Genomic DNA, 23,123 nt, shown 5'->3' on the forward strand with positions numbered 1-23,123 from the left:
TCTCTAAATAAAACAGCGTCTATCCAATGATATACTCACCATTAAAGATTGACGCTGTTCACAATTCTTCACTTCGCAAAAACAACTAAATAAATAACCCCAATCACCAAAAATATTCCGCAACAAGCTAACAATACTTTTGCAAGTTTGTCCATAAACATATAATGGTTTCCCCTTTGTTTCGTTGTTTTCTATTTTAATTCGACAACTGTTACGCCTAGGCCTCCCTCGCCCATATCACCGTAACGGAATGTTTTCACACCGCGATGCTTCTTCAAGTAATCTTGTACACCTTGGCGAAGTGCTCCTGTTCCTTTACCGTGAATGATTGATACGCGAGGATAGCTTGCAAGCTGGGCATCGTCTAAATATTTCTCGACGCGCGCCATTGCATTTTCAAATCGTTCTCCACGAAGGTCAAGTTCTAAAGAAACGTGATAGTCTCTACCTTTTACTGTTGCAACTGCTTTTTTCTCTGTTTGCTTCGGTGTGTTAATGTATTCCATATCGGATTCTTTTACTTTCATCTTCAGAATACCGATTTGTACGCTCCACTCTGTATCGCTTACTTTTTCAAGTAATTGACCTTTTTGACCGAACGTTAATACTTTTACTTCATCACCTGCGCGCAACTGTTGTTTCGGCGCAGTGTTTTTCACGTTTACCTTTTGTTTCTTTACAAGCTCTGGCGCTGCGCCTTCTAGACGGCTCTTCGCTTCAATTAGCTCGTGATCTTTCACGTTTGCAAGCTGTGCTTTGCGCAATTGACGAAGTTCTTGAATAATGCCTTCTGCTTCTTTCTTTGCAGCTTCGACTTTTTCTTCCCCTTCTTTTTGCGCTTTTAATAATCGTTCATCACGTTCTTCGTTAAATTCAATAATTTGACGTTGTAATTCGCGATGCAGTTTTTCCGATTGCTTGCGAAGCGCTTCTGCTTCGTTCCAGTCACGCTCTGCATTCTTTTGACTTTCTTCTAGCTTCGCAATCATATTTTCAATTTTGTTTGTATCTGTACTAATGTGGTTACGCGCTTGTTCAATGACGCGATCAGATAATCCAAGACGTTTCGAAATTTCAAAGGCATTACTACGTCCTGGTACACCGATTAATAATTTATACGTTGGGCTTAACGTGTTTACATCAAACTCAACGCTCGCATTAATAACTTGCTCACGGTTATATCCGTATGCTTTTAATTCTGGATAATGCGTCGTAGCAACAACGCGAGCACCACGATTACATACTTCATCTAAAATGGAAATGGCTAGTGCAGCCCCTTCTTGCGGGTCTGTTCCAGCACCTAACTCATCGAATAAAACTAAGCTTTCAAAATCAGCTTTTTCTAAAATATCAACAATGTTCACCATATGTGAGGAGAACGTACTTAAACTTTGTTCAATCGATTGCTCATCACCGATATCAGCAAAGATATTTTTGAATACACAAATCTCTGACTCATCCATTACTGGAATGTGAAGACCTGATTGCGCCATTAATACACAAATACCAACTGTTTTCAGCGTAACTGTTTTACCACCTGTATTCGGTCCCGTAATAACAATTGTCGTGAAATCTTTCCCTAACATAATGTTATTTGGCACGATAACTTCTGGATCAATAAGCGGATGACGTGCCTGTCTTAAATCCATATAACGCTCGTTATTTACGATTGGCTTCGTTGCTTTAATACGCTTCGCATAAAAAGCTTTCGCAAAGATGAAGTCAAGATTTGCAACTACTTCTACGTTTGATAAAACGATATCCGCTTCTACTGCCACTTCTTCTGTTAACATTAATAAGATGCGTTCGATTTCTTGTTTTTCTTTCACACGTGCTTCTTGAAGCGCGTTATTTAATTCTACAATGACTTGCGGTTCAATAAATAACGTTTGTCCAGAAGCCGATTGATCGTGAACAATACCGCCATATACGCCGCGGTATTCTTGTTTTACTGGGATTACGTAACGTTCGTTACGAATCGTTACAATCGAGTCAGACAGCATCTTTTGCGCGTTTGAAGAACGCGTCATATTTTCTAACTTTTCACGAATACGGCTTTCCGCAGTACGAATTTGAGTACGAATACCGCGCAGTTTATCACTTGCGCTATCGACTACTTCCCCGCCATCACCGATACAATTTGTAATTTTCTTTTCTAAATCATATAAAGATACAATTTGAGCAACATGCGTTTCTAAAATGGGAAGATCGACACCATTATCAACCATATCTTCAATGAAACGTTTCATATTGCGACTACCATACATCGTATTCGCAATATCAAGTAGTTCATTTGGACTTAACATACTTCCAATCTTTGCACGCTTCACATTGGAGCGAATATCCGTAATACCACCTAATGGTGCACTACCTTTTAAACGAATGACTTTCGCTGCTTCATCCGTTGTATCTTGCATTTCTACAATTTCTTCAAAATCAGTGCTCGGCACTAAATGCTTCACTTTGTCACGACCAAGTGAAGATGCTGTATGTTCAAGTAATTGTTCTTTTACTTTATTGTATTCTAATACACGCAACGTTCTTTCTAACATGTTGCAGGTCCCCCTTGTGTTACTTATTACGTTTAATATAGTCTAATAAACGTTCAATATCCCACGTGTTAATCACGTTATCTTTTTGAATCCAACCTTTACGCGCTGCCGCTACACCTGTTTCCATATCTTCTAACATTTCAAGTGTATGAGCATCCGTATTAATCGCTACTTTTACACCAGCATCTTGTGCTTGTTTTAATAATTTCGCGCTTAAATCTAGACGGTTTGGATTTGCATTTAATTCTAAAACTGTATTTGTTTCTTTTGCGAGTTCGATTAATAAGTCTGTATCTACATCATAACCTTCACGGCGTCCAAGAAGACGTCCTGTCGGATGAGCAATCATTGTGACATGCTTATTCTCTAGCGCCGCACGAAGACGTTTCATAATCGTTTCACGGTCTTGTGAGAAGCTCGAGTGAATTGCTCCAATGACATAATCTAATTCTGCTAATACTTCATCATCAAAATCAAGCGAAGCATCCGGTAAAATGTCCATTTCAATTCCGCGTAAAATTGTAATGTCTGGATACTTTTCGTTCATACGTTCAATTTCTTTCGCTTGTTCACGAAGGCGCTCTTTCGTTAAACCGTTCGCTACTTTCAAGTATTGTGAGTGATCCGTAATTGCCATAAATTTATATCCACGAGCACGGCATGCTTGTACCATCTCTTCAATAGAAAAAGCACCGTCACTCCATGTTGTATGCATATGTAAATCACCTTGTATGTCAGAGAACTGAATTAAGTTTGGATACTCTTTAATTAATTCAATTTCTTTTCCATCTTCACGCACTTCTGGCGGGATAAATGGAAGACCGAAATGAGCAAAGAATTCTTCTTCCGTCTCGAATGTTTTCACTTCACCTGTTTCCAAGTTCTCCACGCCATATTCACTAATTTTCTCGCCTTTATCTTTTGCGATTTGACGCATTTTTACGTTATGGTCTTTTGATCCTGTGAAATGGTGAAGAGTTGTAATAAACTCTTCTGGTTTTACTAAGCGGAAATCAATCGAAATATCATATTCATATTGAAGACGAACAGAAACTTTCGTATCCCCGCTCGCAATTACTTCAATCATATTATCGAATTGTAGTAAATGCTCACGTACTGCAGCTGGTTCTGTCGTTGCAATAATAAAGTCTAAATCTTTCACTGTTTCACGAACGCGGCGCAAACTACCAGCGCGCGAGAAACGAATTACCTCAGCAATATTCGACAATTTCTCCTCTATTTCCCCGGCAATAGGCAATACCATCGCGATTGGTAAACGCTCCGGACGAGATCCTACTTGATCGATTGCTTCTAATATTTTCTCTTCTGTCTTCTTACCGAAACCAGCTAAAGCTTGTACTTTATTTTCCTCACAAACCGCTTTTAGCGATTCCATATCAACAACACCAAGTTCTTTATATAACTTAGCTACCTTTTTACCACCAAGGCCTGGTAATTTTAATAACGGTAATAAGCTACTTGGCACTTCTTTTTCAAGCTCTTGTAATACTTCAGATGTTCCCAACTCTATATATTCTTGAATAACTGCTGCTGTTCCTTTTCCAATGCCAGGAATCTTCGTGAAATCTTCAATCTCAGAAAGACTACGATCATCACTTTCTAATGCTGCTGCCGCTTTACGAAACGCCGATATTTTAAATGGATTCGCGCCCTTTAGTTCCATAAAAAGCCCGATTGTCTCTAATAATTTAATCACTTGTTTTTTATTTACTTTCATCATTGTCCCGCCTTTCTTTCATAGAAAAAAACTTCTCTTTCCGAAAAAAGAGAAGTTATACTCTGCTACCTGTCTGCCATAGTTCCTTCACCTTTTCAGAGAGAATCGGTGTATCGTCTACAATTATTTTGCTAATTGATGATTGTTGTAATGGTGTTTGTAATTGTTCAATCGGAAGAATGTTCCCAATGATAATTAAGACAAACAAAATAATATATACTTCTAAAAATCCGAGGATTGCCCCCGCAAACGCATTTACTTGCTTTAAAACCGGTATTTCTGCAAACATATTTAACAAATTACCAAGTAATGAAAGTGCAATTTTTGTGATAATAAACAATATGATAAACGCAAGCGCTTGATAAAATACTGTCTCAATATTATTTGCATCAATCCATTCTGGAACAGATACGTTTTTATCAAATGGATACGGAATAAATTTCGCAAGTGCTGGCGCTAAATCTTTACAGTACCAGTATGCAACAAGGTATGCGATAATAAAGCTTGTTAACTTTACAAGTTGCAAGATGAACCCTCTGCGTAAGCCGAGGAAAAATCCCATAACAAGCAGTAAAATGATAATAATATCAATCATGTTATTCCATTCCTTTTTTTGTCATACTTTCTTTCAATTTCTCATGTTCTTCTTTTAATTTTATGTAATCGTGTATGACGTTTACCGCCGTCAATACCGCTAGTCTACTCGTGTCAAGCGAAGGATTCTTGGCATTGAGTTCGCGCATTTTATCATCCACAATCGCTGCTACCATGCGGATATGACTTGTACTTTCATCGCCAACAACTGAATATTGCTGACCATAGATTTCTACATTAATTCGACTTTTCTTTCCCTTTTGTTGTGACAACTCACCGGCCTCCAATCACGTACAGAATCCTAAAGTTTATCATACCATGAACCTTCATAATATGGAAACAGAAAGAACAATCCGATATGATAAAAATAACAATATAAAAAAAGGGGCGACCATTATGTCAAATTCTATCGTAATTCAAACAAGTTCTACAGTAATTGAAGACATGAAACAACAATATAAACATTCGCTTAGCCCGAAAACTCCGCAAGGCGGAATCTTCATGGCAAAAGTGCCATCGTGCACCATTACAGCGTATAAATCCGGAAAAGTAATGTTCCAAGGTGGACGTGCTGAAGCAGAAGCTGCCCGTTGGCAAACTGTCTCCCAAACTCCAAAAACAGCTGTAAAAAAATCTGTCGATTCACACCGTTATGCACCGCCTGCTTCTATCGGTACAATGTCAATCGTAGGGTCAGATGAAGTGGGTACTGGTGATTTCTTCGGACCGATGACAGTAGTTGCTGTATATGTGGATGCGAAGCAAATCCCACTACTAAAAGAGCTTGGTGTAAAAGACTCTAAAAACTTAAATGACGAACAAATTACTGCCATTGCGAAACAACTTCTTCACGTTGTCCCTTACAGCTCTCTCGTCCTTCATAACGAAAAATATAACGAGCTATTTGATAAAGGAAACAACCAAGGTAAGTTAAAAGCTTTACTACACAATAAAGCTATTACAAACTTATTAGCTAAAATTGCACCTACAAAACCTGAAGGCGTCTTAATCGACCAATTTACACAACCTGATACATACTACAAATATTTAGCAAAACAAAAACAGGTACAGCGTGAAAATGTTTATTTTGCGACGAAAGGCGAAAGCGTCCATTTAGCAGTAGCCGCTGCTTCCATTTTAGCTCGTTACTCATTCGTAAAACAGTTTGATGAACTAAGTAAAAAAGCTGGTATGCCGCTTCCAAAGGGTGCTGGTAAACAAGTTGATATCGCCGCTGCTAAATTAATTCAAAAGCTTGGTAAAGAGCGATTACCTGAGTTTGTGAAACTGCATTTTGCTAATACAGAGAAGGCGTTTCGCTTATTAAAATAGTATCGACAAAAACAGGAGCCTACAAACTCCTGTTTTTTGTTTCACCCTACTATTGTCCTTATAGTTTTGTTATAATTATAATATACAGATTATTCTAACATAGGAGGAGATTCCCATTGCTACTTCTACAAATGATTCTAAATATTTTACTAGGTAATCCACACGAAAGACAGTTTGAAATTAGAGAAAACATTCAGCTACTCAGTGAGCAACGAGAGTTCAACGATTTAATAGAGCGTTACGGCCGGTCTTTCTTATTAAACTTTCGGATTCGAAGATTTATCGGGAAACACGATGCCCGCTCGTTAATACATAATCCAGCAAAACTACAACACTTCTGTGAGGAACTTGAATGTATGATTAGAAAAAGAAGGTTTTTCATATGAACGCTGTAAAAGTTAAAAAGGTACTATATGCTTTCGTACACATCGTAGGTCCTCTTTCTTACCTCACTATTTCTACCATTTGGGGAGCTTTTTTCACTACTAAATCTACATTTGAAAATATATCTGATAATCTCGGCGTGATGGCCATCTATTACGTGTTCATAAGTTTACTGTGGTTTTTCTATTTAGATCGATTAGACAAAGATGTAGATAATATTACAAAAGAGATTCATGATAAAAAGATGTAATACATAAAAAAGGAGAGTCTTGGCGACTCTCCTTTTTTATGTTAGCTTCGTTTCTGCTTCTTATTAGATGAAGGTACTTTATGAGAACCTGTTTCATGTGTCGTCGTTCCTTGTCCTTCTACTTCTGGAGAACCTAGGCCCGATCTTGAATGATCTTTTTTCACTTTTTTACTCATTTTATATTCACCCCTTCGCGTTACTTTTTGCTACGAGGGAATAAACTATACAAAATAAAAAGCGAGAGGAAATCCTCTCGCTTTTTTCACATTTTAGAATTCAGAAGAACCTGGAGTTCTTGGGAATGGAATTACGTCACGGATGTTAGCCATGCCAGTGATATACATTAGGAAGCGCTCGAAACCTAGACCGAATCCAGCGTGTTTTGTACCGCCGTATTTTCTAAGTTCTAAGTACCACCAGTAGTCCTCTTCGTTCATACCTAATTCTTTAATTCTGTCTACTAAAACGTCCATTCTTTCTTCACGTTGACTTCCGCCGATTAATTCACCGATGCCAGGAACTAGAAGGTCAGTAGCAGCCACTGTTTTACCGTCGTCATTTAAGCGCATGTAGAATGCTTTAATGTCTTTCGGATAGTCCGTTACGAATACAGGGCGTTTGAAGATTTCTTCTGATAAGTATCTTTCATGCTCTGTTTGTAAGTCAATACCCCATTCTACTGGGTATTTGAAGTCAGCACCTGATTCTTGAAGTACTTTAATTGCTTCTGTATAAGTGATGCGACCGAAGTCAGAGTTGATTACGTTGTTCATGCGCTCTAGAACTGTTTTATCAACGAAACTGTTGAAGAATTCCATTTCTTCTGGTGCATGCTCTAATACGTATTTCATTGCATATTTCAGCATATCTTCTGTAAGGTTCATTACGTCACCTAGTTCAGCGAATGCAATCTCAGGCTCAACCATCCAGAACTCAGCTGCGTGGCGAGTTGTGTTTGAGTTTTCTGCACGGAATGTAGGTCCGAATGTGTATACATCACGGAATGCTAATGCATAAGCTTCAGCGTTCAGCTGTCCACTTACTGTTAAGTTTGTTTCTTTGCCGAAGAAGTCTTTTGATTCATCAACTTGTCCGTCTTCGCCTTTTGGTACGTTGTTTAAATCTTGCGTTGTTACGCGGAACATTTCGCCCGCACCTTCTGTATCACTACCAGTGATGATAGGTGTGTGAACATGTACGAATCCACGCTCTTGGAAGAATTGGTGAATCGCAAATGCTGCGATAGAACGTACGCGGAACGTTGCAGAGAATGCATTTGTTCTTGGACGTAAGTGAGCGATTGTACGTAAGTATTCAAACGTATGACGTTTCTTTTGAAGTGGGTAATCAGAATCTGATAAGCCCTCAATATCAATTTTTTCTGCTTTAATTTCAAATGGTTGCTTCGCTCCAGGCGTTACAATTACTTTACCTTCTACTTTAACTGAAGAGCTAAGTGGAAGTTTTGCAATTTCTTTGAAGTTATCTAATTCTGTATCGAAAACGATTTGAACGCTTTTGAAGAAGCTACCGTCGTTTAATTCGATGAAACCAAACGCTTTTGAATCACGTAAGTTACGAATCCACCCTGATACTTGTACTGTTTGACCTGCGTATTTATCTGTATCTCTATACAGACTTTTTACTAATGTGTTTTCCATAGTGAAATTCTCCTTTGCTGATATATTTAAATACAAAAAAACCTTTCATCCATAAAGGGACGAAAGGTTAAACTTCGCGGTACCACCCAATTTGTCATAAAGACCAACTTTAACTCGTATGTAATACATACTTCCCGGTTTGTAACAGGCCGGATTCCCGTCTAAGTCTACTCTTGAATACAAGATTCAATTTCGGTTAGCAACTCCAAGGTGTTCTTCACATATACCGCCTCATCAGGCTTTCACCGTCCCTGACTCGCTTTGGATTATAGTATATACTACTTTTCCTTATCATCGTCTTTCATTTTGTTAAACTAAAATTAATGTACTACATTCGAGAGAAAGATGCAAGATGTCGGAAAATATATCGGCGATTTTTGTAATATATCGACTTACCGACATTTTCCGACAACCAATCCAATAAAAAAATCACCGGAATAAATCCGGCAATTTCTTATTACTTACGTAACTCCGCACCAAATTTCTCTTCTACCGCTGTTAATACACGGTTATGTGCTTCTGTTACTTCTTCGTCTGTTAACGTACGCTCTGGATCGAAGTAGTTCATAGAGAATGCAAGTGACTTCTTGCCTTCTTCCATTTTTTCACCTTCGTATAAGTCAAATAGTGTTACGTCTTTCAGAAGTTCCCCGCCAGCTTCAGCAATAACTTGCTTCATTTCGCCAGCTTTTGTTTCTTTCGTTACGACAACAGCCATGTCACGTGTCATGGATGGGAAACGTGGAATCGCTGAGTAGTAAGTTTCTTCTGCGTCTGCACCGAATACTTTTACAAGAGATAGTTCAAATACGAATGTATTTTTCACATCTAATTGTTTTTCTGCTTCTGGGTGCAATTGACCGATGAAACCAATTACTTCGCCATCTAATACGATGTCAGCTGTACGACCTGGGTGCATACCTTCACGTTTTGCTGGTGCATATGTGATTTGGTTTGAAACGCCAAGTACGTCGAATAGTCCTTCTAGTACACCTTTCATAACAAAGAAGTCTACTACTTTTTTCTCACCTTGCCATGCATGGTGAAGAGCAAGACCTGTCATAACACCTGCAAGATGTTGTTCTTCTTTCGGAAGTTCTCCTTCTTCTGTCGGTAAGAAGATAGAACCTACTTCGTATAAAGCAACACTGTCGTTTTTACGTGCAACGTTGTATGAAACTGCTTCTAACAATTGTGGTACTAAGCTTAAACGAAGTTGGCTACGTTCTTCACTCATTGGAAGTGCAAGAGCGACAGGCGCCTTTTCGTTTGGCTCAACCATATATTGTTTCGCTTTGTCAGTGCTTGTTAATGAATACGTGATTGCTTCATATAAACCAGCACCTTCTAAGAAGCGACGTACTTTACGACGTTTCGTTTGTGCTGATGTTAATTTACCACGAGTCATTGTTCCAGAAGGTAATGTAACTGGAATGTGGTCATAACCGTATAGACGGCCCACTTCTTCTACTAAGTCTTCTGAAATTGTAATGTCAGGACGACGTGCTGGTACATTCACGTGGAATGTTCCTTCTACTTCTGTGAATGGGAACTTTAAGTTTGTGAACATTGTACCCATTTCACTTGCAGAAATATTTGTACCTAATACACGGTTTACTTTGTCAGCAGTAACAGATACTGTACGCTCTTGTACTTGTAAGTTGTCAGCTTCTACTACACCTTCAAGCGCCTCACCGCCAGCGTATTTCGCCATTAAAGCAGCTGCGTGTTGAATTGCTTCAAATGTACGTGTTGGGTCGATTCCTTTTTCGAAACGCGCACTTGACTCACTGCGAAGACCTAAGTCTTTTGATGTACGGCGCACTGTTTGACCCGCAAAGTATGCAGACTCAATTAGAACGTTTACTGTCTCATTTGTAACTTCAGAATCCGCTCCACCCATTACACCAGCAACAGCTAAAGCTTTTGTACCGTTTGTAATGACAAGATGGTGGCTTTGTAATGTACGTTCTTGATCATCTAACGTTTCAATTTTTTCACCTTCTTTTGCAAGACGAACAACGATTTCTTTTGAACCTAATTTATCGTAATCGAATGCATGTAACGGTTGACCGTATTCCATTAAAATGTAGTTTGTAATATCAACTACGTTGCTAATTGGACGAATGCCAGCTGCCATAAGGCGCGTTTGCATCCACATTGGTGACGGACCAATTTTTACGTTCTTTACCATTTTTGCAATGTATAATGGGTTTTCTTCTTTCGCTTCTACACTTACAGAAATGTAATCAGCAGTTTTTTCTGCTGTTTCTTGTAAGTCGATAGCTGGAAGTTTTACTTCACGGCCATAAATAGCAGCTACTTCATATGCAACACCTAACATGTTTAAGCAATCTGCACGGTTTGGTGTTAAACCAAGCTCAAGTACTTCATCATGTAAGTTTAAAATTTCAAGTGCATCTGCACCAACTTCAGCGTCACTTGGGAAGATGAAGATACCATCTGCATATTCTTTTGAAACTAACTTTCCATCAATGCCAAGCTCTTGAAGAGCACAAACCATACCGTGAGAAGCTTCACCACGTAGTTTTGCTTTTTTAATTTTGAAATTACCAGGTAGTACAGCGCCAACTTTTGCAACTGGCACTTTTAAACCTTTTGCAATGTTAGCAGCACCACAAATAATTTGAACTGGTTCTTCTTCACCGATATCGATTAAGCATTTGCTTAACTTATCAGCTTCTGGGTGTTTTTCACATTCTAATACGTGACCAACTACAACACCTTTTACACCTTTATTTAATACTTCAACGCCTTCTACTTCAATACCACTTTTCGTGATTTTGTCTGCTAGTTCTTGTGCCGTTACATCTTTAATATCTACATACTCTTGTAACCAACGATATGATACGAACATACTTATCCTCTCCTTCCCTTACGCTCGTTTGAATTGTTGTAAGAAACGTACATCATTTGTATAGAAATGACGAATGTCATCTACGCCGTATTTCAACATTGCGATACGCTCTGCGCCCATACCGAATGCGAAACCTTGATATTCTTTTGAATCATAACCAGCCATTTCAAGTACGTTCGGGTGAACCATACCTGCGCCTAAAATTTCAATCCAACCAGTTCCTTTACAAGTGCCGCAACCTTTGCCGTGACACATCATACAAGAAATATCCATCTCTACAGATGGCTCTGTGAATGGGAAGAAACTTGGACGAAGACGGATTTCACGATCTTCACCGAACATCTTTTTCACGAATACTTGCAGTGTACCTTTTAAGTCACTCATACGAATATTTTTATCAATTACAAGACCTTCAATTTGCATGAACTGGTGTGAATGCGTCGCATCATCGTCATCGCGGCGATACACTTTACCAGGACAAATAATTTTAATTGGGCCTTTTTCTTTATTATTTTCCATCGTACGTGCTTGCACAGAAGATGTATGTGTACGTAGTAACGTTTCTTCTGTAATGTAGAATGTATCTTGCATATCACGTGCTGGGTGATCTTTCGGTAAGTTTAATGCTTCGAAGTTGTAGTAGTCTTTTTCTACTTCTGTTCCTTCCGCTACTTCATAACCCATACCGATGAATACATCTTCAATTTGTTCAACAACAGCTGTTAACGGATGGTGACAACCTGTTTCAACAGGACGACCTGGTAAGGTAACATCAATTGTTTCAGTAGCTAATTTCGCTTCAATTACTGCTTTTTCTAAGTTGCTGATTTTGTCATCTAGACGCGTTTGAATCGCTTCACGTACTTCATTTACTAATGCTCCCATACGTGGACGCTCTTCTGCTGATAATTTTCCCATGCCGCGTAATACTTCTGTAATTGGACCTTTTTTTCCTAAATACGCTACGCGTACATCGTTTAAGCCTTTTAGCTCTTTCGCTTCTTCAATAAGCTCTAACGCTTTTTGCTTTAGCTCTTTTAAACGTGCTTCCATTTGGAACCCTCCTAATTTTAAAAATAAAAAAACCTCGCTCCCAAAAAGGGACGAGGTAAATTCGCGGTACCACCCTAAATTGACAGAACATGTCTGCCCACTCATTAGTTATAACGATCAATTCTGACCGGAACGCCTTTACATATACATGGTCCTGGCGTCAACTCCAGAGGTGAATTCACTTCCGTCTACCATAAGAATGCTTTCAGTCTACGGCATTCTCTCCCTATATGGCGATTTTGTAAGCTACTCTTCTCTATCAACGTTTTTCGTTATTTAACTTTTAATATAATGTACTTCAACTTATTATAAGAAGTTTTTTATTTGTTCGCAACCGGGCTTTGCAAATAATACGTTAAAATCCCTGCTGCAACTGCAACATTTAATGATTCTGCCCCGCCGTAAATCGGAATATACAAGTTTTGATCCGTTTTCGCAAGAATTTCTTGACGTACGCCGTTTCCTTCATTTCCTACAATTAATGCAAAACTACCAGCTGGTGTTACTTCCCCGTACGGAACTCCATTTTCAAGAGCTGTTCCATATACAGGAACGTTATTTTCTTTTAACTTGTCTACCCATTCTTCTAAGTTCCCTTTTACAATTGGTAAGTGGAAAATAGAGCCTTGTGTAGAACGGAGTACTTTACTATTATAAACATCAACACAACCTTCTCCAAGCACAACGGCATGAATGCCAGCTGCATCAGCTGTACGAATAATCGTCCCTAAGTTACCTGGGTCTTGCAGACCATCTAGTAAAAGAAACTTTCCATCAGCAAGAGCTACTTCTTTCTCATGCTTTTCACAGACAGCAAATACACCTTGCGTCGTTTCTGTTTCACGAAGTACTTTTACGATTGATTCCGGTACGATATACATCTCTACATCATTAACTGTCCAATCTTTCGGAAGGTCTGTCTGATCTGAAACGATAAGTTCTGTTACAACTCCTACTTTTAAAGCTTCCTCCACTAAGTGGAATCCTTCTACAAAAAATAAACCTTTTTTATCGCGTTCTTTTTTCGTTTGCAGCTTTTTCCACTGCTTCACACGCGGATTTTGTACTGAATCAATGTTTTTCATAATATGTATTTCCCTCTCTTCTTGTCTTATCATTATAGCCTATTTTTCATACATATTTACATAAAAAAGAACAAAAACTAACGTCAGTTTCAATTCTGAAGAAGAGGTGAAAACAATGAGTTTTAATTTACGCGGTGCTGTATTAGCAAATGTATCTGGTAATACACAAGATCAATTACAAGAAACAATTGTCGATGCAATTCAAAGCGGTGAAGAAAAAATGCTACCAGGTCTTGGTGTTTTATTTGAAGTCATTTGGAAAAACGCCGATGAAAATGAAAAGCACGAAATGTTAGAAACACTAGAGCAAGGATTAAAAAAATAAGCAATTTGAAAATCACCTTTGCATAGGCCAAGGTGATTTTTTTTGCGGAAAAATTTTTTCTTCTCCTAAACATTTCTACTTTACTAACGAACTATGATGGAGTACAATGTTCAAAATACATTTAAACCGATCGATTTTCTTTATAGACACCATAAGATAAAAGGAGTGAATGTTTTATGCACCGTATTACGCTTGAACAAATTTTTAAACACCATATTACACAAAAATACGTAAATCGTTCTGGGATGGTCCACGCGATTGCTGTCGCTTACCATGCGTTTCACTTAGCTAAAAAGCATCACGCCTCAGTCGATGCTGCTACAAAGGCTGGTTTCCTTCATGATATCGGACATCATACGTGGTACACAGGCGGCGAATGGGACTATGATTTATATAAAAAGAATGATATACACGCAATTAAAGGAGCAGAAAGAGCTCATAAATTGCTTATTAGATTAGGAGAGCACCCTAAACTAGCAAAAGAGATTTCTATCGCCATTCTTCTTCATACTGATTCTTTCTTAGTAGAACAAGAAATCGAAAGAACATCTCTTCAAAACATTATTAAATGGGCAGACGAAGCAGATGAAGAACCGGGCGGAGCGCATCATTATCGAACAATTTCTTATGAAAAAGCATTAAAAGCTATTCAACAGTTAGACCGTTTAGTAGAGCGTGAATTGCAAATAGAGCAATCAAAATCGAATAACAAAGCAGAACATAGTTATCAATAAGAAAGAGGCATCACTATAGGGTGATACCTCTTTTATTATTTTATGGAAAATACACCTTTATATGTAATATTTAAATGTTACACCCGAAAACAATATGCTTTATAATTAAATATACAAATATAAAGAGGTGATTTTACAAATGCAACCCGCTACACAACTTTCTAATGAACAGAAATACTCTATGTCATGGTTACAATTTATTAGCTCCGTTTTATTCGCTTTTTTCGGAACCGGACTTATTACTGTGTTCCTCGCAATGCCATTAACAATTTATACAGCTGGTCTCACAAATAAAAAACAAATTGCCCTGTACGAATCTATTGCCAATACCGCAAGTACCGTATTACAACTAGCCGTACTGTTATTCTTCATTTTTAAATTCGAACCCGCAAAAAAATTACTACTAAAATCTTTTAACTTTAAAGCACTGAAAGAATGGCGCACATACGTATATTTACTTCTTTTCTTCGTTATAAACATCGTACTCAATTACATACTGTTAAATTATGTGTTCCAAAATGCAACGAAGCAGCAATCTTCCGCACTAAGCTTAGACGTCTTTAAGCAATATCAAATATTATTGCTTCTCAGCTTCGCCATACTCACACCCATTTTTGAAGAACTTATTTTCCGTGGTTTTATACTTCGCTTCTTCTCAGAACGCTTTCCATTTTGGATCGCAGCCATCGTAACAAGTTTCTTCTTCGGTATCGCTCATACATACTCACTTGGGGTTATGGTAATTACTTTCTTCATGGGATTATTAATGGCTATTTTATGTAAAAAAACAAAATCCATTATTCCAGCTATGTTATTTCATATTATGAATAATATGTTGGCGTTCTTGAGTTAAAAAGAGGTATCATCGCGATACCTCTTTTATCATAACTTCAAACTCTTCTTCCGTTTACACAGAACATCAATGTAAAATTACTACGGTCTGTAAATATTAGCCTCAAAATATCATTTTTATTACAATGATGACTTTTTTGTATAAATATCCTATAATTTTTATATATAATTATAAAGTATAAAAGGATAGGTGATTCACTATTATACAAGCCACGCAACTAACTTACCCACAAAAACATCCTATGTCACTCTCACAATTTCTATTTTCACTCGTTTTTGCAATTTGGGGAACAGGATTTCTAGCCGACCTCTTTATAGGTCTTCCTACCGTTATTTATACAGAAGGTTTAACCAATTCAAAACAAATTGCTTTAACAAAATCACTTACTACTTTTGGGAAGAATTTATTTGTATTGTGCATTTTATTAATTTTAATTTATGCATATAAGCCATTAAGAAATTTAATTGTCCCAACACTAAACTTTACAGCATTAAAAAAAGTAAGCACATACATCTATATCATTCTTTTTTATGGACTACATATCGTTAATGATATATTTATAATTAATAATATTCTTCCTGATGCGGTAAAAGAGCAGTCATCCGCTTTAGACCTAGAAATGTTAAAACAATACAAACTATTATTACTAATAGGTGGCGCTATACTTGTACCTATTTTTGAAGAACTTATAGTCCGCGGTATTATTCTTCATTTCCTACTACAGCGTTTCCCATTTTGGATTGCAGCGCTTGGGTCTAGCTTCCTCTTCGGAATAGGTCATATATACTCAACTGGTGTGATGTTTAGTATGTTCATCATGGGTCTATTTATGGCCATTTTATGTAAAAAAACAAAATCCATTATTCCAGCTATATTACTTCATATTATGAATAATATGTTAGCCTTTTTAGGATAAAGAGAGGTATCATCACGATACCTCTCCTTACTCTTTTATCACAACTTCAAACTCTTCTTCCACATAATGCTTCATAAAGATTTCTTTATCTTTCTTCTTTAAATGATTTAATATATGTTTCATATCATTACTAATCTCTTTTTTAGTAGTATCGGTATGTACCGCTATTTCATCTATTTGATCTATTCCTTTTTCATTTACTGTCTTCGCATATTTTCTCGCATAATCGATAGATTTATATTTTGTAATAGCTGCAATCCAATTTTTCAGCATATTTTTCTCTTCATCATACTTTTCAATATGATTTCAAATTGCCAATAACACATCATCCATCCATACATTCCTCTTGCACATCTTGAAACGAAGCTAAATGCTTCTGAATAATACTTTTTATTAGTCCGCTGTACTGCTCGATAATAAAATATAATGCTTTTTCGTCCCTTTTCCTTAGCTGATTCACAACATTTTCTTCTGTAATTTTCATACGTCTCCTCCTCTCTCATGCTCTACATCTATTAATTCGTATCGGTACTACTCATTTCTATCAATTTATACATATTTATTAATAATATCCAAAATAAACCTAATGTAGTAAAATATAACTGATTACAAAGAAGGAGATTATATATGTTGAGCTTACTTTGGATTGTTTATATGCCACTTCTTGTTTTATGCGGATTTTTCGGTGGTATTTTTTTAATTGTTACTAGCGTGAAACACCGTAAATTATTTGTCGGTTTAATGGGGCTACTTAGCTTTTCCTTTGTCACACTACCTTTTGTTTTTTGGGGCATGGGAGTGGAGAGCAATACAATCATCCCTATTTCAACTACTTTATATTGGATACTGTTTTCTTTAACTGGATTATTAGCAGGGATAAGTGGATTACAAGCCAAAATTAAAAGTATACGTAATATGGGATTCATTATTTTTACCGCTGGAATATTAGGGGTTATTTTCTGGGTGCTCATGTCTGTAGGTGATTCATTCTATATATAACATTTTTTGAAACCCAAAAATCGGATGTAATACAAAAGTGTTCGGAATATTAATTCAGATGATTTTAGCTCTTACTTTCATGTTACGCGAATTCATCGTCGGCATTTTTTTAATTATTGCTGGCATGAAATATCGTAAATTACTTACTATTATAGCTGGTTTCATTAGCATATTACTTATCGTTGTTCCTATCTTTTGTATAGGTTCTGGAATAGATTTAGAAGGGATGGTTCCAATTTCGGGAACTTTATATTGGTGCTTCTTCTCTTTAACTGGACTATTAGCTATTATAAGCGGCAGACACATATCGAGTATTCGTTCTATGGGGACGATTTTGTTTATAGCAGGGCTTTGCTCCGTAGCTGGTTATCAGCTTTTATATGTAACTGCATAAAGAACACAAAAAAAGCAGGGAAATTAATTCCCTGCTTTTCTATTTGGTTTATTTCCTGATTGTAAGAAGAACGATAACACCCATGCAACACCTGCTAATATTGTTGCAATTAAGAATGCATCGTTAATACCGTTAATTGCAGATAGCTTTGAAATTTGTCCATATAATAGTTGCGTGCTCATCGCATCTCCTGCTTGCGCTGATCCAGCTAAGGCCGCTAAGCTTTGCCCCATGCCATGTACTTTATCAACTAAAATTGGGTTTGACGTTGTTAACATGTTACCGTAATCTGCTACGTGAGCAGTTGTTTGTTGCGTCATAAGTGTGATTAAAATCGCTGTTCCGATTGAACCAGCTACCTGCCTTGATGTATTTTGCGTTGCTGTACCGTGAGAAATTAATTTCATCGGCAGTGCGTTCATACCAGCTGTCATAATTGGCATCATAATGAATGACATACCAATTGAACGTATAATATAGTCCGTCATAATAACGCTATATGGCGTATCCATTGATAACTTTGTAAATTCATATGTCGCAAACGTTGTAATAGCTAATCCAACAATCGCTAACGGACGAATTCCATATTTATCAAATAGTTTACCTGCAATAGGTCCCATGATTCCCATAATTAATGAACCTGGAAGTAATAATAAACCTGATTCAATTGGTGTGAAGCCACGAATGTTTTGCAGATATACTGGAAGTAGTAACATACCTCCGAATAATGCCATCGTAACGATTGCGTTAATTAATAAAGTGAAAGTAAATACTGGATATTTAAATACTTGTAAATCAAGCATTTTATTGTCTGTTGTCAACTCTCTCCAAATAAATAACGCTAAACCAATTACACCGATAACAAGTGAAATAACAACTTCGGCACTAGTCCAACTATTATTTCCAGCTTCACTAAATCCGTACAACAAGCTTCCTAGTCCAATACTTGAACTAATAACACCAAATACATCTAATTTCGTTTTAGATACTGGCTGAGCTAGTGTAAAGAATTTTAAAGATAGGAAGGTAATAATTAAACCGATAATAAACATCGCATAGAACATTAAGTTCCAGCTGTAGTTTTCAATTACCCAACCTGTTACAGTTGGTCCGATAGCTGGAGCTAAAATCATCGCTACACCTAGTAATCCCATCGCTGCTCCGCGCTTATGAGGTGGGAATAATGTCATGAAGATATTCATACCAACCGGCATTAAAATACCTGCACCGACCGCTTGAATAATACGACCTGTCATCATCATTGTAAAGTTTCCTGATGTAGCACAAATGATAGATCCTACAGTAAAGAATAACATTGCTGCTACGAATAATTTACGATACGTAAATCGTGAAACTAAAAAGGCACTAATCGGTACTAAAATACCATTTACAAGCATGAATCCTGTAATTAACCATTGTGCTGTTGAAGTTGATACGTTAAATTCATTCATTAACGGTGGCAATGCAACGTTAATAATTGTTTGGTTTAAAATAGAAACGAACATACCGAGAATTAATACTGTTACAACTGCTTTTACATTTACATTCTCTATAGGCATAGACGTTTGTTTTTTCGGCATTTCTTTTTCTTGTTTTACTTCTTCTTGCTTGCTTGTTTCTAACTCAACTACATTAGAAATTTCTACTTCTTGCTTTTGTTCATTTTCTTTCTCTTCTGTTTCTACCTTACTTACTTCTATTTTACTTACGGCTGGGACTTGTTCTTCTCCCACGTTCGTTTTTTTCTTTCGTAAAAGACGATTTACAAGGAAGAAGACGATTATACAAAATAGTGCATATCCTACAATTGCAATTGAGGACATCTCATCTCCCCCTTACTTATGAATACGAACTGACACATTCATTCCAGGAACAATATTTACTGATTTACTATGATCTAAAGAAATTTTAACTGGTACAACTTGCTTTACTTTCGTATAGTTCGCTGTTGCGTTACTTGATGGTAACATTGAGAATGTGTTCGCTGTTGTTAAGCCAACTTGTTCTACTTTTCCTGTTAACGTTGTATCTGGGTATGCATCTACATATACATCTACTGTTTGGCCTTTTTGAACATCATCAATTACTGTTTCTTCAATATTTGCTGTTACCCATAAATTGTTCATATCAAATGCATAAGCAATCGGGCTACCTGCTCCAACGAAAGCATTTGTTGTTGCGTTTGATTGTACAACTGTTGCGTTTTGCGGAATTGTTACATCTACTGTTTGTTCTCCATTTGCTGCTGCTACAGTAACAGCACCTAATTTATCGTTTTCATTGTAGTTCTTACCTACTTCTGCTTTCCAGTCAGTTAGTTTACCTGCTACTGGTGACGCAATCGGAATTACCTTTCCGTCAATCTTTGCATTGTCTGTTTTTAAGTAATTTTCCGTTTGGTTGTAATAGTAATAAGCGCCAATACCGCCGCCAACTAGTACAATTAATGTGATAATGTTGATAATTACCATTCTTCGAAACTGATTCATTGCATTCCTCTCCTTATATCGCATATAATTTTTTTCTAAACTATTTATGTCCTTATTGTTTAGATTGCTTAATTGTTAATTATATTAACTTTTAAACAAAAAAATCACACCATCTGCGGTGTAAATCGAAATTTATCTACCTGCGAGCGGTGCTGATTTCTGAAGGACTATCGTTTATAATTATAAATAATTATTTTAAATCTACAACCGACAATTTACGTATGAAATGTCGTTTAAACAACAATATAACGCTGATATGTTGTTTAAGTAAAGAAAATTAAACAAGGGGAAATAAAAATGTCTATTAAAAATACAAATGATCCACGTGTAAAACGGACGAGACAACTCATACAGGATGCTTTTGTCGCTTTAGTAGGCGAAAAAGGGTTTGAAAATGTAACTGTTCAACATATTGCAGAACGTGCTCCTGTAAATCGTGCTACGTTTTATAGCCATTATCACGATAAATATGACTTATTAGACAAAAGCATTGAAGAAATGTTAGAGAAGTTAACAAAAGTCATTAAACAAAAAAATAGAAATAAAGAAGATTTTCAACTTACATTTGATTCACCACATCCAAGTTTTTTGGCCTTGTTCGAACATATTGCAGAAAATGCGAACTTCTATAACGTCATGCTTGGTGATAAAGCTGCCGGAAATTATACGTATAAAATGATGAAAGCAATTCAAACACATTTAACATTAAGCCTCTCTATTTCACAACCTAACGATGAAAAACTAATGGTTCCACGTGATATTCTTATTAGTTATGTTACTGGTGCCCACCTCGGCATGATTATGTCATGGCTAAAAAAAGGAATGATATATACCCCGCATTTTATGGCCATGCAATTAACTCGTTTAATCATTTTAGGGGCTCATACTGCAGCTGGATTAGAACGGCCTTTTTAAAACATAAAAAAGCGAAGGAGAGGCTCCTTCGCTTTTTCTATTAATTAAATGTAATGTTATGTACTGCCTCTTTATCAAGACGTTTAATAACTTCTACAATTAACTTCACTGCATTTTCATAGTCATCACGGTGTAACATTGCCGCATGAGAATGAATGTAACGCGTTGCAATCGTAATGGCCATAGACGGAATACCATTTACAGCAATATGAATTGCACCTGCATCCGTTCCACCGCCCGCTACTGAATCATATTGGTATGGAATTTGTAATTCATCAGCAACATCAACTACAAAGTCACGTAAACCTGTATGACCAATAACAGAAGCATCATATAAAATAATCTGTGGTCCATCACCCATTTTACTTTGTGCTTCTTTTGATGTTACACCAGGTGTGTCACCAGCGATACCAACATCTACTGCGAACGCGATATCTGGTTTAATATAGTTTGCAGATGTTTTTGCACCACGAAGACCGACTTCTTCTTGTACAGTCCCGACGCCATATACAACGTTTGGATGCTTTTCATCTTTTAATTGTTTTAATACATCAATTGCAATTGCACAACCAATTCGATTATCCCATGCTTTTGCAAGTAACATTTTTTCATTCTTCATCACTTGGAATTCAAAGTAAGGTACAACTTGATCTCCTGGTCGTACGCCCCACTCCATTGCTTCTTCTTGGCTAGAAGCACCAATATCGATGAACATGTCTTTAATTTCAACTGGCTTTTTACGCGCTTCTGGAGGTAAGATATGAGGTGGTTTTGAACCGATAACACCTGTTACATCTCCTTTACGCGTTACAATTGTTACGCGCTGTGCAAGCATAACTTGTGACCACCAGCCACCAACTGTTTGGAAACGAAGGAAACCTTTGTCATCAATTTGCGTAATCATAAAGCCAACTTCATCTAAATGACCTGCAACCATAATTTTCGGGCCGTTTTCTTCCCCTACTTTTTTCGCAACTAAACTTCCTAAATTATCAGTAGAAAGTTCGTCCGCAAACGGCTCAATATATTTCTTCATTACTTCACGTGGTTCACGCTCGTTACCCGCAATACCACGTGCATCTGTTAATTCTTTTAGCATTGTCAATGTCTCGTCTAATTTTGTCATTGCCAACACCCTCCTTTTTCTTCAGTCACTTCATTATACAAAAGGAAATTGAAATATTCAAAAATTAACTTAGTATCCTTGTGTTTGACGCTGATGATTTACTTCGTTTTTATCTAAATATGCCTTTTCAATCTCTTCTTGTTCAAACTCAAGCGCTTGTCCTAGTCGAAGGTAGCTTGTAAATAATTCAATATAGTTCGTAATAGATGGTTGATCTGTAAAACGAATTACCTTCGCATATGTGTCTAAGAAAATTTCTACTTGTGTTTTATTCGTCTGTGCACACTTATAGAATAGGAAGTTTTTATCAATACCTAAATCAATTCCGATTGATAAAATAAAATGTAAACCATCTACGTATTCTTCTAGTATGACTTCACGTTCTGATGCTGGTTTGTTGCTCCAATATTTAAAACAACGTGTTTCATTTGCAAGTTCTCCAATTTCTACAAGAAGAGCTAACATTTTCTCTTTTAACAATTTTTTCGGTTGTAAGTCATGTTCTTTCGCAATACGGTCATCTAATTCTTTTTGTAATTTAAATAGTTGTAGTAAGTCCACTCTATTGTCCTCCTCCAACATCGCATGTTACGCAACAATGTTGTTTCATTTCAAAGTTCATTATTATTTTTCATTTCTTATTAATAAGTAAGCCATTTACCTCTTTACAAAATAGCTTGTCCTTAATTTACAAATACGTTTCAATCATCACGATTAGATTGTTCACTCCGATTGGTGATAGGTAATCATTATCTGTGTATTGTCCACTAATGAAAATGTTATTTTATCTGATGAAAGTTCCATATCATCTTTCCATTATAGCAGTGTCGTTTCACCTAGGAAAG

The 23,123-nt window shown here is 36.9% G+C and carries 23 protein-coding genes, 1 pseudogene and 2 other annotated features; of the genes and pseudogenes, 10 read left to right on the forward strand and 14 right to left on the reverse strand.

Annotation, left to right across the window (positions count from 1 at the left end; all coding sequences use genetic code 11):
- Window positions 1-191 precede the first annotated feature (191 nt).
- The 4 genes from RTP99_RS14980 to zapA are packed head-to-tail and all read right to left on the reverse strand — an operon-like array spanning window position 192 to window position 5,156.
- Entirely contained in the window at window positions 192-2,552 is a 2,361-nt protein-coding gene (locus RTP99_RS14980; RefSeq protein ID WP_000893718.1) for an endonuclease MutS2, read from the reverse strand.
- A gap of 19 nt (window positions 2,553-2,571) precedes the next feature.
- Window positions 2,572-4,290 (reverse strand): DNA polymerase/3'-5' exonuclease PolX, encoded by a 1,719-nt coding sequence (gene polX / locus RTP99_RS14985; protein ID WP_000867511.1) that lies wholly within the window; start codon window positions 4,288-4,290, stop codon window positions 2,572-2,574.
- 55 nt (window positions 4,291-4,345) lie between these two features.
- Window positions 4,346-4,885, reverse strand: coding sequence for a CvpA family protein (locus RTP99_RS14990; RefSeq protein ID WP_000565408.1), 540 nt, complete (start codon window positions 4,883-4,885; stop codon window positions 4,346-4,348).
- A gap of 1 nt (window position 4,886) precedes the next feature.
- A complete protein-coding gene (gene zapA / locus RTP99_RS14995; protein WP_000082701.1) occupies window positions 4,887-5,156 on the reverse strand; it encodes a cell division protein ZapA in 270 nt (89 codons plus the stop codon).
- A gap of 124 nt (window positions 5,157-5,280) precedes the next feature.
- On the opposite strand from zapA, the gene rnhC reads away from it, so the two are divergent.
- The 3 genes from rnhC to RTP99_RS15010 all read left to right on the forward strand — a co-directional run bounded on the left by rnhC (window position 5,281) and on the right by RTP99_RS15010 (window position 6,850).
- Complete coding sequence (gene rnhC, locus RTP99_RS15000; RefSeq protein ID WP_000071611.1) at window positions 5,281-6,216, forward strand: ribonuclease HIII; 936 nt, start codon at window positions 5,281-5,283, stop codon at window positions 6,214-6,216.
- A 116-nt stretch (window positions 6,217-6,332) separates the two neighbouring features.
- A complete protein-coding gene (locus RTP99_RS15005) occupies window positions 6,333-6,602 on the forward strand; it encodes a hypothetical protein (RefSeq protein WP_000925560.1) in 270 nt (89 codons plus the stop codon).
- Window positions 6,599-6,850 carry a hypothetical protein gene (locus tag RTP99_RS15010; RefSeq protein ID WP_000994755.1) on the forward strand — a complete coding sequence of 84 codons (252 nt, stop codon included), beginning with the start codon at window positions 6,599-6,601 and terminating at the stop codon, window positions 6,848-6,850. Before RTP99_RS15005 ends, RTP99_RS15010 begins: the two co-directional genes overlap by 4 nt.
- Window positions 6,851-6,891: 41 nt before the next feature.
- On the opposite strand, the gene RTP99_RS15015 is transcribed toward RTP99_RS15010, so the two are convergent.
- From RTP99_RS15015 to RTP99_RS15035, 5 genes are all read right to left on the reverse strand, one after another.
- Window positions 6,892-7,026 (reverse strand): YuzL family protein, encoded by a 135-nt coding sequence (locus RTP99_RS15015; protein WP_000039588.1) that lies wholly within the window; start codon window positions 7,024-7,026, stop codon window positions 6,892-6,894.
- Window positions 7,027-7,119: 93 nt separating this feature from the next.
- Window positions 7,120-8,511, reverse strand: coding sequence for an asparagine--tRNA ligase (gene asnS, locus RTP99_RS15020; protein WP_000432167.1), 1,392 nt, complete (start codon window positions 8,509-8,511; stop codon window positions 7,120-7,122).
- A 52-nt stretch (window positions 8,512-8,563) separates the two neighbouring features.
- Window positions 8,564-8,815 (reverse strand) — a binding site (T-box leader).
- A gap of 153 nt (window positions 8,816-8,968) precedes the next feature.
- Window positions 8,969-11,389 (reverse strand): phenylalanine--tRNA ligase subunit beta, encoded by a 2,421-nt coding sequence (gene pheT, locus RTP99_RS15025; RefSeq protein ID WP_000498165.1) that lies wholly within the window; start codon window positions 11,387-11,389, stop codon window positions 8,969-8,971.
- 18 nt (window positions 11,390-11,407) lie between these two features.
- The gene (pheS, locus tag RTP99_RS15030) at window positions 11,408-12,442 is read right to left on the reverse strand and encodes a phenylalanine--tRNA ligase subunit alpha (RefSeq protein WP_000388219.1); all 1,035 of its coding nucleotides are present in this window, start codon (window positions 12,440-12,442) and stop codon (window positions 11,408-11,410) included.
- Window positions 12,443-12,485: 43 nt separating this feature from the next.
- Window positions 12,486-12,714 (reverse strand) — a binding site (T-box leader).
- Between the two features lie 48 nt (window positions 12,715-12,762).
- Entirely contained in the window at window positions 12,763-13,560 is a 798-nt protein-coding gene (locus RTP99_RS15035) for a TrmH family RNA methyltransferase (protein WP_041184708.1), read from the reverse strand.
- 82 nt (window positions 13,561-13,642) lie between these two features.
- On the opposite strand from RTP99_RS15035, the gene sspI reads away from it, so the two are divergent.
- The 4 genes from sspI to RTP99_RS15055 all read left to right on the forward strand — a co-directional run bounded on the left by sspI (window position 13,643) and on the right by RTP99_RS15055 (window position 16,355).
- A complete protein-coding gene (sspI, locus tag RTP99_RS15040) occupies window positions 13,643-13,852 on the forward strand; it encodes a small acid-soluble spore protein SspI (protein WP_000009513.1) in 210 nt (69 codons plus the stop codon).
- 176 nt (window positions 13,853-14,028) lie between these two features.
- Complete coding sequence (locus tag RTP99_RS15045; protein ID WP_000554788.1) at window positions 14,029-14,586, forward strand: HD domain-containing protein; 558 nt, start codon at window positions 14,029-14,031, stop codon at window positions 14,584-14,586.
- 139 nt (window positions 14,587-14,725) lie between these two features.
- A complete protein-coding gene (locus RTP99_RS15050) occupies window positions 14,726-15,439 on the forward strand; it encodes a CPBP family intramembrane glutamic endopeptidase (RefSeq protein WP_001182127.1) in 714 nt (237 codons plus the stop codon).
- A gap of 241 nt (window positions 15,440-15,680) precedes the next feature.
- Window positions 15,681-16,355: a CPBP family intramembrane glutamic endopeptidase gene (locus RTP99_RS15055; RefSeq protein ID WP_000059263.1), complete on the forward strand. Its 675-nt coding sequence runs from the start codon at window positions 15,681-15,683 to the stop codon at window positions 16,353-16,355.
- Between the two features lie 51 nt (window positions 16,356-16,406).
- Here RTP99_RS15055 and RTP99_RS15060 read toward each other — a convergent pair.
- Window positions 16,407-16,839, reverse strand: a pseudogene (locus RTP99_RS15060) (sigma-70 family RNA polymerase sigma factor); the annotation flags it as partial.
- Between the two features lie 143 nt (window positions 16,840-16,982).
- On the opposite strand from RTP99_RS15060, the gene RTP99_RS15065 reads away from it, so the two are divergent.
- Both RTP99_RS15065 and RTP99_RS15070 read left to right on the forward strand, forming a co-directional pair.
- Entirely contained in the window at window positions 16,983-17,354 is a 372-nt protein-coding gene (locus RTP99_RS15065) for a hypothetical protein (RefSeq protein ID WP_000950042.1), read from the forward strand.
- Window positions 17,355-17,391: 37 nt separating this feature from the next.
- Window positions 17,392-17,748: a hypothetical protein gene (locus RTP99_RS15070; protein WP_000467040.1), complete on the forward strand. Its 357-nt coding sequence runs from the start codon at window positions 17,392-17,394 to the stop codon at window positions 17,746-17,748.
- Between the two features lie 23 nt (window positions 17,749-17,771).
- Here the strand turns inward: RTP99_RS15070 and RTP99_RS15075 are convergent, their stop codons facing one another.
- Both RTP99_RS15075 and RTP99_RS15080 read right to left on the reverse strand, forming a co-directional pair.
- Complete coding sequence (locus tag RTP99_RS15075) at window positions 17,772-19,571, reverse strand: DHA2 family efflux MFS transporter permease subunit (RefSeq protein ID WP_000094780.1); 1,800 nt, start codon at window positions 19,569-19,571, stop codon at window positions 17,772-17,774.
- A 12-nt stretch (window positions 19,572-19,583) separates the two neighbouring features.
- The gene (locus tag RTP99_RS15080) at window positions 19,584-20,237 is read right to left on the reverse strand and encodes an HlyD family secretion protein (protein ID WP_001071400.1); all 654 of its coding nucleotides are present in this window, start codon (window positions 20,235-20,237) and stop codon (window positions 19,584-19,586) included.
- 297 nt (window positions 20,238-20,534) lie between these two features.
- Between RTP99_RS15080 and RTP99_RS15085 the strand changes: the two genes are divergently transcribed.
- Window positions 20,535-21,152 (forward strand): TetR/AcrR family transcriptional regulator, encoded by a 618-nt coding sequence (locus tag RTP99_RS15085; protein WP_000023673.1) that lies wholly within the window; start codon window positions 20,535-20,537, stop codon window positions 21,150-21,152.
- Between the two features lie 40 nt (window positions 21,153-21,192).
- Here the strand turns inward: RTP99_RS15085 and RTP99_RS15090 are convergent, their stop codons facing one another.
- Entirely contained in the window at window positions 21,193-22,278 is a 1,086-nt protein-coding gene (locus RTP99_RS15090; protein WP_000163568.1) for a M42 family metallopeptidase, read from the reverse strand.
- Window positions 22,279-22,347: 69 nt separating this feature from the next.
- A complete protein-coding gene (locus tag RTP99_RS15095; protein ID WP_000365050.1) occupies window positions 22,348-22,839 on the reverse strand; it encodes a dUTP diphosphatase in 492 nt (163 codons plus the stop codon).
- Window positions 22,840-23,123 lie beyond the last annotated feature (284 nt).

Origin of the sequence: Bacillus sp. (in: firmicutes), assembly GCF_031983925.1 — a bacterium.
Lineage (GTDB): Bacteria > Bacillota > Bacilli > Bacillales > Bacillaceae_G > Bacillus_A > Bacillus_A pacificus.